The sequence below is a fragment of the Agrobacterium sp. 16-172Ci genome (assembly GCF_053522725.1).
On record NZ_JBNWBW010000009.1, the window covers coordinates 67,953 to 81,384 of the forward strand.

General features: G+C 60.8%; 12 protein-coding genes and 1 other RNA gene. All 13 read left to right on the forward strand.

Annotated elements, in window-relative coordinates; genetic code table 11:
- The 13 genes from ACQZ40_RS11115 to murD all read left to right on the forward strand — a co-directional run bounded on the left by ACQZ40_RS11115 (nt 1) and on the right by murD (nt 13,428).
- Complete coding sequence (locus ACQZ40_RS11115; protein ID WP_448747946.1) at nt 1-1,188, forward strand: FAD-dependent oxidoreductase; 1,188 nt, start codon at nt 1-3, stop codon at nt 1,186-1,188.
- Nucleotides 1,189-1,247: 59 nt separating this feature from the next.
- Nucleotides 1,248-2,438 carry an NAD(P)/FAD-dependent oxidoreductase gene (locus tag ACQZ40_RS11120; protein ID WP_448747947.1) on the forward strand — a complete coding sequence of 397 codons (1,191 nt, stop codon included), beginning with the start codon at nt 1,248-1,250 and terminating at the stop codon, nt 2,436-2,438.
- Between the two features lie 56 nt (nt 2,439-2,494).
- Nucleotides 2,495-2,896: RNase P RNA component class A (rnpB, locus tag ACQZ40_RS11125), an RNA gene on the forward strand.
- Between the two features lie 110 nt (nt 2,897-3,006).
- The gene (locus tag ACQZ40_RS11130) at nt 3,007-3,285 is read left to right on the forward strand and encodes a ribbon-helix-helix domain-containing protein (RefSeq protein ID WP_059756642.1); all 279 of its coding nucleotides are present in this window, start codon (nt 3,007-3,009) and stop codon (nt 3,283-3,285) included.
- 89 nt (nt 3,286-3,374) lie between these two features.
- Entirely contained in the window at nt 3,375-3,725 is a 351-nt protein-coding gene (locus tag ACQZ40_RS11135; protein ID WP_448747948.1) for a type II toxin-antitoxin system RelE/ParE family toxin, read from the forward strand.
- Between the two features lie 430 nt (nt 3,726-4,155).
- Nucleotides 4,156-4,596, forward strand: coding sequence for a division/cell wall cluster transcriptional repressor MraZ (gene mraZ / locus ACQZ40_RS11140; RefSeq protein WP_003522190.1), 441 nt, complete (start codon nt 4,156-4,158; stop codon nt 4,594-4,596).
- 14 nt (nt 4,597-4,610) lie between these two features.
- Nucleotides 4,611-5,636 (forward strand): 16S rRNA (cytosine(1402)-N(4))-methyltransferase RsmH, encoded by a 1,026-nt coding sequence (gene rsmH / locus ACQZ40_RS11145; protein WP_448747949.1) that lies wholly within the window; start codon nt 4,611-4,613, stop codon nt 5,634-5,636.
- Between the two features lies 1 nt (nt 5,637).
- On the forward strand, nt 5,638-6,192 hold the full coding sequence (ftsL, locus tag ACQZ40_RS11150; RefSeq protein ID WP_020811527.1) for a cell division protein FtsL: 555 nt from the start codon (nt 5,638-5,640) through the stop codon (nt 6,190-6,192).
- On the forward strand, nt 6,192-7,934 hold the full coding sequence (locus ACQZ40_RS11155) for a peptidoglycan D,D-transpeptidase FtsI family protein (protein ID WP_003522193.1): 1,743 nt from the start codon (nt 6,192-6,194) through the stop codon (nt 7,932-7,934). The genes ftsL and ACQZ40_RS11155 overlap by 1 nt, the downstream gene beginning before the upstream one ends.
- Before the next feature lie 57 nt (nt 7,935-7,991).
- Nucleotides 7,992-9,461 carry a UDP-N-acetylmuramoyl-L-alanyl-D-glutamate--2,6-diaminopimelate ligase gene (locus tag ACQZ40_RS11160; RefSeq protein WP_448747950.1) on the forward strand — a complete coding sequence of 490 codons (1,470 nt, stop codon included), beginning with the start codon at nt 7,992-7,994 and terminating at the stop codon, nt 9,459-9,461.
- A complete protein-coding gene (locus ACQZ40_RS11165; protein WP_065655810.1) occupies nt 9,458-10,891 on the forward strand; it encodes a UDP-N-acetylmuramoylalanyl-D-glutamyl-2,6-diaminopimelate--D-alanyl-D-alanine ligase in 1,434 nt (477 codons plus the stop codon). Before ACQZ40_RS11160 ends, ACQZ40_RS11165 begins: the two co-directional genes overlap by 4 nt.
- A 23-nt stretch (nt 10,892-10,914) precedes the next feature.
- On the forward strand, nt 10,915-12,015 hold the full coding sequence (mraY, locus tag ACQZ40_RS11170) for a phospho-N-acetylmuramoyl-pentapeptide-transferase (protein ID WP_003522196.1): 1,101 nt from the start codon (nt 10,915-10,917) through the stop codon (nt 12,013-12,015).
- 3 nt (nt 12,016-12,018) lie between these two features.
- Entirely contained in the window at nt 12,019-13,428 is a 1,410-nt protein-coding gene (gene murD, locus ACQZ40_RS11175) for a UDP-N-acetylmuramoyl-L-alanine--D-glutamate ligase (protein WP_448747951.1), read from the forward strand.
- Nucleotides 13,429-13,432 lie beyond the last annotated feature (4 nt).

The following is a 13,432-nucleotide window of genomic DNA, read 5'->3' on the forward strand; positions in this document are numbered from 1 at the left end:
ATGCCGGATTTCAAATATATCGTCGTCGGGGCCGGGATGATGGGAGCGGCTGCGGCGCGGCATCTCTCAGTGCAAACGGATGGCGTGGCGCTGATCGGCCCGGACGAGCCCACCGATCGCAAGACCCATCAGGGTGTGTTTTCGAGCCATTACGACGAAGCGCGCATTACCCGCGGTTTTGATGGCGATCCGGTCTGGGCGGAACTCGCGCAGCGCTCCATCCGCCGTTATGCGGAGATCGAGGCCAAAAGCGGCATCCGCTTTTTCACGGAAGCGGGCTGCCTGTTTACCGGAAACGGCAGGGGGCTTGCGGGGGACTATGTCTCGCGCGCGCTTGCATCGGCCGACCGTCTCGGCCTCGGTGTGGAGACACTCGGCGCTGATGCGCTGGCTGGCCGGTTTCCGATGTTCTCCCTGCCGGCCGACCATAGCGGTTATTTCGAGGCGCAATATGCCGGCCACGTCAATCCGCGCGCCCTGGTGAAGGCGCAATGCACGATTGCCATCGCGCAGGGCGCGCGGCTTGTGCGCCAGACGGCGGCGTATATTCGCGATACTTCCCATGGCGTCGAGGTTTCGACTCGGGAAGGGGCGGTTCATACGGCTGAAAAGGTCATCGTAGCGGCCGGCGGTTTCACCAACATGGCCGAGCTTCTGCCTTCTCCGGTCGATATGGCGGCCACGGGCCGCACCATCGTCTTTTTTGAGCTGGATGAGGCGCGGCAGGCGCTGTTCGGTGCGATGCCCTCCACCATCGTGCTGGCGGAGACCGAGGACGACATCGTCTATATCCTGCCGCCGGTGCGTTATCCCGATGGCAAGGTCTATCTGAAGATCGGCGGCGAGAGCGAAAAGGGCAGGCTTGAAACGCTCACCGACGCAGTGGACTGGTTTCATTCGGACGGCACGCCGGGTGAGGTTGAGTTTCTGAAAAAGCGGGCGCTCTCCTTGATGCCGGAGCTTGCCGGCTGCCCGGTCACCTCAGGCTCCTGTGTCGCCTCCATTACCCGCAGCGGCTATCCCTATATTGGCTATACGCAATCCTCCAATATCGCGGTTCTGACCGGCGGCAATTTCGTCTCCGCCAAGTCTTCGGACGAAATCGGCCGGCTGGGCGCCATGCTGCTTTTGAACGGTCAGTTGACCGAGGATGAATTCGCCGCCGAAATGTCGCCGGTTTTCGTCTGACATTCAGGGGCGAAGCAGCTAAAAGGTTGCGATGGAAGTGAGCGGGTGAAGAGGGCGGCATGTCGGGACATTTCAGATACATCGTCGTGGGTCGCGGCATGATGGGGGCCGCTGCCGCCCGCCACCTGGCCGAAACGGTCGATGGCGTCGCGCTGATCGGCCCCGGCGAACCTGCCGACATCAAATCGCATCTGGGCGTCTTCGCCAGCCACTATGACGAGGCGCGGATTACCCGCACCATTGACAGCGATGCCGACTGGGCGCTGCTCGCCAACCGCTCGATAGCGCGTTACGCCGACATTGCCGCACGAAGCGGCGTTGAATTTTATGCACCCGTCGGCTGCCTGATGGTGGGGCCTGAACGGGGCGGCGATAATCCTTTTGTCGACGATGTCCGCAAGGCGGCGGCTCGGCTCGGGGTTTCGACGGAACTGCTTGACGGGGAAGGCCTCGAAAGCCGCTTTCCCTATTTCTCCTTCGAGCCGGGTTGCGAGGGCGTGTTCGAAAGGGACAATGCCGGATACGTCAATCCACGTGGGCTGGTGAAGGCGCAGGCCATTTTGGCGGAAATGGCGGGCGTTACGCTTGTCGACGATATCGTCGTCTCGACGCGCGAAGAGGATGGTCGCGTGCGGGTGGAGACGGCCTCTGGCGCGGTTTATACCGCAGACCGGGTGCTGGTGGCGGCCGGCGGCTTCTCGATCACGAAAGATCTGCTGCCGCAGCCGGTGGCGCTCGATGTCTATGCACGCACCGTCGCTTTCTTCGAGGTAGATGAGGGCGATCTGGATCAATATGCGGAGATGCCGTCGCTGATCTATGAGCCGCGCGACACGACGAAACATATCTATCTTCTGCCGCCGGTGCGTTATCCCGATGGCAAATTCTATCTGAAGATCGGCGGCGATCCCGACGACAAGAGGCTCGGCAGCGACCCGGAAATCCGGGAATGGTTCCGCTCCGGCGGACGCGAAAGCGTGCGTGATCATCTCTCTGAGATCGTCGGATCGCTGGTGCCTTCCATCGATCTCTTGCGTGTCTCGATGGCCGCCTGCGTCGTCTCCAAAACGCAAAGCGGTTATCCGGCCATCGGCTTCACCGCCTCGCCGAAGATTGCGGTTCTGACCGGCGGCAACGGTACGGCGGCCAAGAGTTCCGATGAGATCGGACGGCTCGGTGCTGTGCTGCTGCGGGACGGAGAAATCGCCGACGGCGCCTTTTCGACGGATTTCAAGCCGGCATTTCTTTGATCCTTGCCTGCGCTTTTCGGTGGCTTTCGCCTCGGAACATGGTTATGCAGCCCATGCCAGTTGGCCGGGCAGCCGCGCTTTACCAATGTCGAAAGACGGTAAGGTGAGGAAAGTCCGGGCTCCACGGAAATACGGTGCCGGATAACGTCCGGCGGGGGCGACCCCAGGGAAAGTGCCACAGAGAGCAAACCGCCATGCATCGCATGGTAAGGGTGAAAGGGTGGGGTAAGAGCCCACCGCGCTTCTGGTAACAGCGGCGGCAAGGTAAACCCCACCGGGAGCAAGACCGAATAGGGATGACACGGGGCGGGCGAAAGCCCGTTCACAGCCGGTTTCCGGGCCCGTCATCCGGGTGGGTTGCGCGAGGCGGCATGCAAATGCCGTCCCAGATGAATGGCTGCCACGTTCCGGGTCAAACCGGGGCCATACAGAACCCGGCTTACAGGCCAACTGGCAAATTTTCCTCAATCTTGCGGCGGCTCGTGTATGCCGCTTCCCTCATGAATAATCAGGAATGTGTATGATTAAATCATACCGTGTGATACAAGGGGAATGAAAGGCGAAAACCATGCGCACCACCCAAGCTTTCAGCATCACACTCCCCCTGGAAATGGCGGAAATGGTCAAGGCAAAGGTCGCTTCCGGCGAATATGCGACGGAGAGCGAGGTTATCCGTGATGGCCTTCGCACCCTGGCAGCCCGCGATGCGGCCGTGGAGCGGTGGTTGCAGGAAGAAGTGACATCCGCATACGATGCTCACAAAGCAGACCCGGGCAGGGCCAAGCCTCTCAGTGAAGGTTTGGCTGAGGTCAGGGCGCGTATTGCTAAGGGTGAGGGGCGCACATAGCTCCCACCTCTCCGAAACCCTTTATCTATTTATATTTATGCAATTCGTAATGCCAAGTTGCCGCATGTTTTTGCTGGAAACGCTTTTAAATGAAGTATTACGTTGTGCGCCTGTCACCCGAAGCGCAGGCTGATCTGGTGCATATCCATCAAAATATTGCCAGTAAATCAGGGTCGTCCGCTGTCGCAGATCGGTACATTGATCGCATCGGCATATTTCTTTCAACTTTGAATGTCTTTCCCGAACGTGGCACCGTGCGTAACGAACTGCGTGTGGGACTCCGCATAATCGGTTTTGAACGCAGCGTCAGTGTCGCTTTTGTGGTGGAGCAGGATGTGGTTGTTCTGCGTCTTCTGGCTAAAGGCCAGGAGTTTGATGAGGAAGCACTGCGCCCTGAGAATGCGGATATAGAGCGCAGCGAAGGAAGCCATCGTGACTGAGCTTCTCGTCGATTCCATTATTTTCTGACGTTGACGGCCTGACCCATCTGCCCGTGAAGCCGGATAATGCGGCCATTTCCTTGTTTTAACACAGAAAAACAGCGGCTTCACCGCATCTTCCCGTGCCGTGAGAGCGCATCGTCGCGTGGCTCGGTAAACCATTCGTTAAACTTAACGGCTTATGAATTTCCGATGCGAAGTCGGTATCGTGCCGGCTTCTCCCATTGACGCCCATAGTGTCCCATGATATCCCAAATGCACACCACATTGGGTCGTGTTTTTGACCCGCAATCGCTGAAACGAGTGAGGAGCCTACGAGGGGCTGCTGCAGGGCACGTCGCCCTGGCGCTTGGCGATGTGTCGTGCGTACCGGTGTCGGCTGCGGAGCGGATGAATCGCTTTGCGGCATGCGGTTTTGGCGAGTTGAGTAATGGACCGCTTTTTATCGAACGTGACGAACAGGATCGACGCCAAGGGGCGCGTTTCGGTTCCGTCTCCGTTTCGTTCGGTGCTGGTCAGGCGCGGCATTCAGGAGCTTTATTGTCTTCAGGATTTCGCCTTTCCGGCAATCAGTGTCGGCGGTCCGGATTTGCTGGAGCGCTACGAGCGGCAGATTGCGTCGATGGATGCCTTCTCGCCCGAGGCGAACGCGATGTCGCTGCTGGTTCACGGCGGCGGCGTTTTCATGAAGCTCGACCAGGAAGGTCGATTGATGGTGACGGATTTCGTGCGGGAATTCACCGGCATATCCACCGAAGTCACCTTCGTCGGACGGGCGGATCATTTTCAGCTTTGGCAACCGAATGCGTTTTTGGCGGCGCAGGCGGAAGCAAGAGCGGGGCGCGGTTTTTCGGCTGCTCGCCCCGCCTAGGACGGGGACACGGAATGGCGGCGAATTCTGGCGGACGATCTTTTGATGCCGATGGCGGACCTCAGCGTCACATCCCGGTCCTGCTTCGCGAAGTCATTGCCGCGCTGGAGCCATCATCCGGCAAGATAATTCTCGACGGCACGTTTGGCGCCGGCGGCTACACCCAGGCCATTCTCGATCAGGGCGCCGACGTCATCGCGCTCGACCGCGATCCGACCGCTATCGCCGGCGGTCAGGCGATGGTTGCCGCCAATGGCGGCCGGTTGAGCCTCATCCAATCGCAATTCTCCGATCTCGCGAAACATGCCCCGCAAGGCGGGCTCGATGGCGTCGTGCTGGATATCGGCGTTTCCTCCATGCAGATCGACGAGGCCGAGCGCGGTTTTTCCTTCCAGAAAAATGGCCCTCTCGACATGCGCATGTCGGGTTCCGGCGTTTCGGCGGCCGACGTCGTCAATCGTGCGAAGGTCAGCGATCTGATCCGCATCTTCGGTTTTCTCGGTGAAGAAAAGCAGCCGGGCCGCATCGCCCGCGCCATAGAGAAGAAGAGGGCGGAAGAGCCGTTCCGCACCACCCGCGATCTGGCCGGCCTCATCGAAATCGTCACGCCGCGTAAGGCCAAAGACAAGATTCATCCCGCAACGCGGGTGTTTCAGGCGCTGCGCGTTTTCGTTAATGACGAGCTGGGCGAGCTGGCGCAGGCGCTTTTTGCCGCCGAGCAGGTTTTGAAACCCGGCGGCCGGCTGGTCGTCGTCACCTTCCATTCGCTGGAAGACCGTATCGTCAAGAAATTCTTCTCCGACCGTTCGGGCAAGGCCGCCGGTTCCCGGCATCTGCCGATGGTGGAGGACAAGCCCGCCATTTTCGATAATATCGGAAAGCCGATGATCGCCGCCAGCGATGAGGAGGCGGAGCTCAATCCCCGTGCCCGATCCGCCAAACTGCGGGCCGGTCTGCGCACGACCGCACCGGCGCGCGCGGCGGATTATTCGATCTTCGAGCTTCCCGATCTCGCCAGCCTTGAAAAGATGGGAGGCTGATATGCTGCGCACTTTCGATGTCATCTTGATGGGTGTGATGGTCGCCGCGGCCGTCGTGACCTATTCGATCAAGCACAAGGCCGATCTGAAGCTTGAGGAGGTCCGCAAGCTGGAGGCCGAGATCAAGCTTGAGAAGGATACGATCGATCTTTTGAGGGCCGACTGGGCGCTCCTGACGCAGCCGAACCGTCTGCACCGTCTCGTGAATGCCTATCAGGATGAGCTTGGCCTTTCGCCGACGCTGCCGACGCAGCTGGCGCAGCCGCGTGAGCTGCCCATGCTGCGCTCGCAACTGCCGCAACCGCCCGAGCCGGAAGGCATGAGCGTCGAGGATGTCATTGCCGCCGCCGTCAACGGTTCCAAGCCGGGTGCGACGCTTGGCGCGGCCACCAAAAAGAAATCACCGCCGGCGGGCCAGATTGCCGTCAACGGCACTCCGGTTCCGACACCCCGGGCGCGTGTTTCCCGTCCAACAGCGGCTCCGGCCGTCTCCGCCGTCGCGGGCGATGAAACCGACGACATGGATGACACGATAACAGGATCGGTGAACCGCTAATGTCTTTTCTCTCCCGCGTCATGGTTTTGAAGAGCAAGGCTCATTTTTCCGCCAGCACCACCGGTGTTTATACCGACCATGCGGCTTTTGAGGGCGCCCGCAAGAAGCGCGCCGCCCAGGCGAAAAGCCGTGTCGGCCTCATTATTTTCGGTTTTGTGGCCTTTTACGCCGTCGTTGGCGGGCGTCTTGTGCAATATGGCATGGCCGAGCAGGAAACGGTATCGAGCATCGCACCCGCCGACCGCTTGATGGCGTCGCGCCCCGATCTTCTCGACCGCAATGGCGAGGTTCTGGCCACCGATATTCGCACCGTCTCGCTTTTCGCCGAACCGCATCGCATCGTCGATATCGATGAGGCTATCGAGAAGCTGCGGACGGTTCTGCCGGATCTCGACCAGCGCAGCACCTATCAGAAGCTTTCCTCCAATTCGCGCTTCCAGTGGCTGCGCCGCCAGCTGACGCCGAAGCAGCAGAGCCAGATTCTGGCGCTCGGCATTCCAGGCGTCGGCTTCCGTCCGGAAAAGCGCCGCTTTTATCCCGGCGGGCCGACCGCTGCGCATGTCGTCGGTCACGTCAATATCGACAATCGCGGTGTTGCCGGCATGGAACGTTACGTCGACAGCCAGGGCCTTGCCGATCTGACCGCGCTTGGCATGACCAGCGACCAGCCGCTGGAGCCGGTGAAGCTTTCCATCGATCTGCGCGTACAGTCCATTGTCCGCGAAGTCGTGACCTCGGCCATCACCAAGTTCCAGGCAATCGGCGCCGGCGCGGTGGTTCTGGATGTGCATACCGGCGAAGTCCTCGCCATGGCCTCCGTGCCGGATTACGATCCTAACAATCCGGCCGAAGGCGCCAAGGAAGGCTGGCTCAACCGCATGTCGAACGGCACGTTCGAAATGGGGTCCACCTTCAAGTCCTTCACCATCGCCATGGGTCTCGATTCGGGCCGCGTCCGTCTCGGCGATACCTTCGATGCGCGTTATCCGATCCGCATCGGCGGTTTCACCATCAAGGACTTCCACGGCAAGGGCCGGATGCTTTCGGTGCCGGAAATCTTCCAGTATTCCTCCAATATCGGTACAGCCAAGATTGCCGACACGGTGGGAACGGAAGGCCACAAGGAATTCCTCACCCGGCTTGGCCTTTTGACCCGCATGCAGACCGAATTGCCGGAAGTGGCGCTGCCGTCGCAGCCGCGCGAATGGAAGAAGATCAACTCGATTACCATTTCCTTCGGCCACGGCGTTTCCACGACACCGTTGCAGACGGCGGTTGCCGGCGCTGCACTCGTCAATGGCGGCAAACTGATCGAACCGACTTTCCTGCCGCGCACGCGCGAACAGGCCGATCAGGTGGCCAAGCAGGTTCTGAAACCGGGCGCCAGCAAGGACATGCGTTTCCTGTTCGAGTGGAACGGTGTCAACGGTTCCGGCCGCAACGCGCGCGTCGATGGCTTCAACGTCGGCGGCAAGACCGGCACGGCCGACAAGGTCGTCAACGGACGTTATGTGCACGACAAGAACTTCAACGCCTTCCTCTCGGCCTTCCCAATGGACGATCCGCAATATGTCGTGCTGTCCTTCATCGACGAGCCGAAGACGGACAAGGGCAATGGCGCGGCACTCGCCGGCACATCCGCAGCGCCGATGGTGCGCGATATCATCACCCGCACGGCGGCGGTGCTGGGCGTGAAGCCGAAGTTCGGCAAGGATGGCTCGGCCTTGCTCGTGTCTTATTGATTGTTAGCTTATGATGTTCCGGCGATTCGCGCCGGGGGGACAAGACGGACACAGTCGATGAATTTGCGAGATATATCCGGAGATGCGTTTCCGGAATTGAAAGAATTGCTCCTGTCTGAGATCGGGGCGATCGAAATCGGGGGGATCACCGCAGACAGCCGCAAGGCTGCGCCGGGCAGCGTGTTCGTGGCGGTTGCGGGCACCAGGGCGGATGGCGCGGCCTATGTGAAGGACGCGGTTGCCAAGGGCGCGGTCGCCATCGTTTCCGGACACGCGCTGGATGCCGATGTGCCGGTGCTTTCGGTCACCGATCCACGCCTTTATCTCTCCCTTGCCGCTTCCCGTTTTTACGGAAAACAGCCGGAAACCATGGTCGCCGTCACCGGTACTGCGGGAAAGACGTCCGTTGCTTCCTTCGTGCGGCAAATCTGGGCTTTCGCCGGCCATGCCGCTGCACAGATCGGCACGACAGGTGTGATTGCACCCGGCCGCGAGGATTACGGCGCGCTCACCACGCCCGATCCGGTGACGCTGCATGCGCTTCTGGCCGAACTTGCGGCTGAAGGCGTGACGCATGCGGCGATGGAGGCGTCCAGCCACGGTCTTGACCAGCGCCGCCTCGATGGCGTCCACCTTTCTGCCGCCGGCTTCACCAATCTTGGCCGCGACCACATGGATTATCATCCGACCGTCGAGGACTATATGGCCGCGAAGATGCGGCTCTTCGATACGCTGATGGAAAAGGGCGCTCCCGCCGTGATCTTCGCCGACGACCCGTGGTCGGAAAAGGCGATCCGGGCGGCGCGCGAAGCCGGTCTCGATGTGCGCACGGTCGGTCGCAAAGGCGAATATCTGGCCCTGAAGCGTGTCGAGCACTTCCGTCACAAGCAGATGATCGAAGTGCATCATGGCGGCGAGATTTATGAAGTCGACATCCCCTTGGCGGGTGATTTTCAGGTTGCGAACGCTCTCGTCGCGGCCGGTCTTGCCATGTCCACCGGCGTTCCCGCAGCAACCGCGCTGAAGGCGCTCGAAAAGCTGATCGGCGCTACCGGCCGTCTGGAACTGGTAGGCCAGACGAAAAACGGCGCGCTTGCCTATGTGGATTATGCCCACAAGCCGGATGCGCTGGAAAATGTGCTCACCTCGGTCCGGCCCTTCACCTCAGGCCGCATCATCACCGTCTTCGGCTGCGGCGGCGACCGCGACAAGGGCAAGCGCCCGATCATGGGCGAGGTTGCGACGCGGCTTTCCGACATCGTTATCGTCACCGACGACAATCCGCGTTCGGAAGATGCTGCAACGATCCGTTCCGAAGTCATGGCGGCGGCACCCGGCGCATTGGAAATCGGCGACAGGGCGGACGCTATCCGCCATGCGGTGTCGCTGCTTTCGCATGGCGATACGCTGATCGTCGCAGGCAAGGGGCATGAAGAGGGGCAGATCGTCGGTTCGGTAACGCTGCCGTTTTCCGATCATGAACAGGTGCGCGCTGCACTGGCAGGGCTGGAAGGATCGAAGATTTGAGCTGGTTATGGACAGTCGCCGACATGATCGCCATCACGGCAGGACGCCCCGTGGGCAACCTGCCGACCGGAATCACCGGCATTTCCATCGACAGCCGGACGGTCAAGCCAGGCGAAGCGTTCTTCGCCATCAAGGGCGACCGGGTGGACGGTCATGATTACACCAGTTTCGCCGTTGCGAACGGGGCGGGACTTCTGGTCGTTGCCGAGGCCAAGCTGCCGGCGCTCGGCCGCCTGACCGTGCCGATGATCGTGGTGGAAGACGTGCTTGCCGCACTCGGCAAGCTCGCCATCGCGGCGCGTGAAAGAACGTCGGCGCGCATCATTGCGGTGACCGGTTCGGTCGGCAAGACCACGACCAAGGAAATGCTGCGGCAGGCGCTCGCCCCTTCAGGCCGGGTGCATGCGGCGGTGGCCTCCTTCAACAACCACTGGGGCGTGCCGCTGACGCTGGCGCGCATGCCTGCCGACACGGAATTCGGTGTTTTCGAAATCGGCATGAACCATTCAGGCGAAATCCGGCCGCTGGTGAAGCTGGTGCGCCCGCATGTGGCGATCATCACGACCATCGCGCCGGCCCATCTTGGCAATTTCAAGAACATCGAAGAGATCGCTAGCGCCAAGGCGGAGATTTTCGAGGGTCTGGAGGAGGGCGGTTCCGTCATCCTCAACCGCGATAACGCCCAATTCGAACAGCTTGAAGAAGCGGCCCAGGAACAGGGCATCGAACATATCCTCACCTTCGGGCAGCATGCCAAGGCGGATTTCCGCCTCGCGGATTTCGAGAGCACGACGACGGGCTCGACGATCTGGGCGATCCTGAACGGTGAAACCAGCGAGTTGCACATCAATATTCCCGGCCGGCACATTGCCGATAACGCCATGGCCGTGCTGGGCGCCGTTGCGGTCACCGGCGCCAATCTCGACCGTGCCTTCGAGGCGCTGGGAACGCTTGAGGCGGTAAAGGGGCGCGGCCAGCGCCATCAGCTGGCAATCAACGGCGGCACCTTCCTGCTGATCGATGAAAGCTACAATGCCAATCCGGCCTCCATGCGCGCGGCGATCGCCGTGCTGGCGGAAACGCCGACGCAGGGTCACGGAAGGCGCGTCGCAGTCCTCGGCGACATGCTGGAGATGGGCGAGTTTTCCGCGCAGTTGCATGAAGAATTGGCCGGCCCACTGCTTGCGGCCGGTATCGAACATGTCTGGCTGGCGGGTGAGGCGATGGCGGCGCTGCGTGATGCGTTGCCGGACAGCGTTACCGTCATCTGGTTCCCGACGACGGCGGAACTGACCGATTTCGCCCTGCAATGGGTGCAACCGGGAGACGCGCTGATGGTAAAATCGTCACTTGGGCTTGGTTTCGGCAAGATTGTCGCCGCCCTGCTTGACAAGTATCCGGCATTCCCCGAGACGGAACGCCAAGTCTGAAATAGCCTTTTGAAAGGGCAATTATGCTGATCTGGCTCGTCGAACTGTCGGATAAAATTCAAATCTTCAACCTGTTCCGGTACATCACCTTCCGGGCGGGTGCTGCGATGTTCACCTCTGCGTTGATCGTCTTCCTGTTCGGACCGGCGATCATCAATTCGCTGCGCGTGCGCCAGGGCAAGGGCCAGCCCATCCGCGCGGATGGTCCGCAGACGCATTTCAAGAAGGCCGGCACGCCGACCATGGGCGGCCTGATGATCCTTGCCGGCATTCTCGGCGGTTCGCTGCTCTGGGGCGATCTGTCGAACGTCTATGTCGTCGCCGTTTTGATGGTGACGCTCGGTTTCGGAGCCATCGGCTTCTACGACGATTATCTCAAGGTCACGAAACAGAGCGACAAGGGGTTTTCCGGCAAGGCCCGTCTCGGCATTGAATTCCTGATTGCGGCGATTGCCGTGTTCTTCATGATGAAGATGGCGCTCGCTTCCGCACCGCATGGCGGCACGCTCGGCAGCTCCATCGCCTTTCCCTTCTTCAAGGAATTCGTGATCAATCTCGGCTACTTCTTCGTGCTGTTCGGTGCTTTCGTCATCGTTGGCGCGGGCAATGCCGTGAACCTGACGGATGGTCTCGATGGTCTCGCCATCGTGCCTGTGATGATCGCCGCCGCCACCTTCGGCGTGATCGCCTATCTCGCCGGTAACGCGGTTTTCGCCAATTACCTGCAGATCAATTTCGTGCCCGGCACGGGCGAACTTGCCGTCATCGTCGGCGCGGTCATCGGCGCAGGCCTCGGCTTCCTGTGGTTCAACGCTCCGCCCGCCGCCATCTTCATGGGCGATACGGGTTCGCTGGCGCTCGGAGGCCTGATCGGCTCCATCGCTGTCGCGACCAAGCACGAGATCGTCATGGTCATCGTCGGCGGTCTGTTCGTCATGGAAACACTGTCTGTCATCATCCAGGTCTTCTGGTTCAAGCGCACCGGCAGGCGCGTCTTCCTGATGGCGCCGATCCATCACCATTTCGAGAAAAAGGGCTGGACGGAAAGCCAGGTGGTCATCCGTTTCTGGATCATCTCCGTTGGCCTCGCGCTGCTTGGCCTCGCCACCCTGAAGCTGAGGTGAGCGATGATCCCGGTCACGTCGTTCAAAGGTAAGAAGGTCGCGCTTTTCGGGCTTGGCGGTTCGGGTCTCGTGACGGCCCGGGCGCTGGTGGCCGGCGGGGCGGATGTCGTTGCTTTCGACGACAATCCCGACAGTGTCGCGAAGGCAGAGGCCGAAGGCATCAAGACGGCGGATCTTCGGACGATTGACTGGCCAAGCTTTTCTTCCTTTGTTCTGGCGCCCGGCGTGCCGCTGACGCATCCGAAACCGCATTGGTCGGTCGACCTTGCGAAAGCGGCGGGCGTCGAGATCATCGGCGATATCGAGCTTTTCATCCGCGAGCGCCGTGCGCATGCGCCGGATTGCCCTTTTATCGCGATTACCGGCACCAACGGCAAGTCGACAACGACGGCGCTGATCGCGCATATTCTCAACGTGTCCGGCCGCGATACGCAGCTTGGCGGCAATATCGGTACGGCGGTGCTGAGCCTCGATCCGCCGAAGGCGCAACGCTTCTATGTTGTCGAATGCTCGTCCTACCAGATCGATCTCGCACCGACGATCAATCCGACCGCTGGCATTCTTCTCAATCTGACGCCTGACCATCTCGACCGTCACGGCACGATGCAGCACTATGCCGACGTCAAGGAACGGCTGGTGGCGGGCAGTCAAACGGCCATCGTCGGTGTCGATGACAGCCATTCGACGCTGATCGCCGACCGTATCGAACGCGCCGGCGTGAAGGTGGAGCGCATTTCCAAGCGCAATGTCGTTTCCGAAGGTCTCTATGCCGAAGGCAGCCGTATTTTCCGTGCGCATGGCGGCACTTCTTCGCTGCTCACCGATCTCGACGGTATCCAGACCCTGCGCGGCAGCCACAATGCGCAGAATGCGGCGGCGGCAATCGCCGCCTGCCTTGCGGTCGGGGTTTCCGAAGAGGAAGTTCGCGCAGGCCTGAGGTCTTTTCCCGGCCTCAAGCATCGAATGCAGCCGGTCGGTCGACGTGGCAACGTCACCTTCGTCAATGACAGCAAGGCCACCAATGCCGATGCTGCGGCACCGGCGCTTTCAAGTTTCGACCGTATCTACTGGATCGCCGGCGGTCTGCCGAAAGCGGGCGGCATCACCAGCCTCTCGCCGCTTTTCCCGCGCATCGCCAAGGCCTATCTGATCGGCGAGGCGGCGGCGGAATTTGCCGCGACACTTGGTGAAGCCGTGCCTTATGAAATATCCGGCACGCTGGACAAGGCCGTGCAACATGCGGCGGCGGATGCGGAAAAAGATGCGACGGCCGGCAATATCGTGATGTTATCCCCGGCTTGCGCAAGCTTCGATCAATATAAGAATTTTGAGATCAGAGGTGATTCGTTCGTCGCGCAGGTCGCGGCGCTCGATGGCATGACGATGCTGGTTGACTCTGGAAAAGGGGGCTGAAGGC

Excerpts from the sequence above, each read along its gene's own strand:
- ACQZ40_RS11115 (WP_448747946.1), top strand. The coding sequence starts at position 1 with ATGCCGGATTTCAAATATATCGTCGTCGGGGCCGGGATGATGGGAGCG.
- ACQZ40_RS11120 (WP_448747947.1), top strand. The coding sequence starts at position 1,248 with ATGTCGGGACATTTCAGATACATCGTCGTGGGTCGCGGCATGATGGGG.
- ACQZ40_RS11130 (WP_059756642.1), top strand. The coding sequence starts at position 3,007 with ATGCGCACCACCCAAGCTTTCAGCATCACACTCCCCCTGGAAATGGCG.
- ACQZ40_RS11135 (WP_448747948.1), top strand. The coding sequence starts at position 3,375 with ATGAAGTATTACGTTGTGCGCCTGTCACCCGAAGCGCAGGCTGATCTG.
- mraZ (WP_003522190.1), top strand. The coding sequence starts at position 4,156 with ATGGACCGCTTTTTATCGAACGTGACGAACAGGATCGACGCCAAGGGG.
- rsmH (WP_448747949.1), top strand. The coding sequence starts at position 4,611 with ATGGCGGCGAATTCTGGCGGACGATCTTTTGATGCCGATGGCGGACCT.
- ftsL (WP_020811527.1), top strand. The coding sequence starts at position 5,638 with ATGCTGCGCACTTTCGATGTCATCTTGATGGGTGTGATGGTCGCCGCG.
- ACQZ40_RS11155 (WP_003522193.1), top strand. The coding sequence starts at position 6,192 with ATGTCTTTTCTCTCCCGCGTCATGGTTTTGAAGAGCAAGGCTCATTTT.
- ACQZ40_RS11160 (WP_448747950.1), top strand. The coding sequence starts at position 7,992 with ATGAATTTGCGAGATATATCCGGAGATGCGTTTCCGGAATTGAAAGAA.
- mraY (WP_003522196.1), top strand. The coding sequence starts at position 10,915 with ATGCTGATCTGGCTCGTCGAACTGTCGGATAAAATTCAAATCTTCAAC.
- murD (WP_448747951.1), top strand. The coding sequence starts at position 12,019 with ATGATCCCGGTCACGTCGTTCAAAGGTAAGAAGGTCGCGCTTTTCGGG.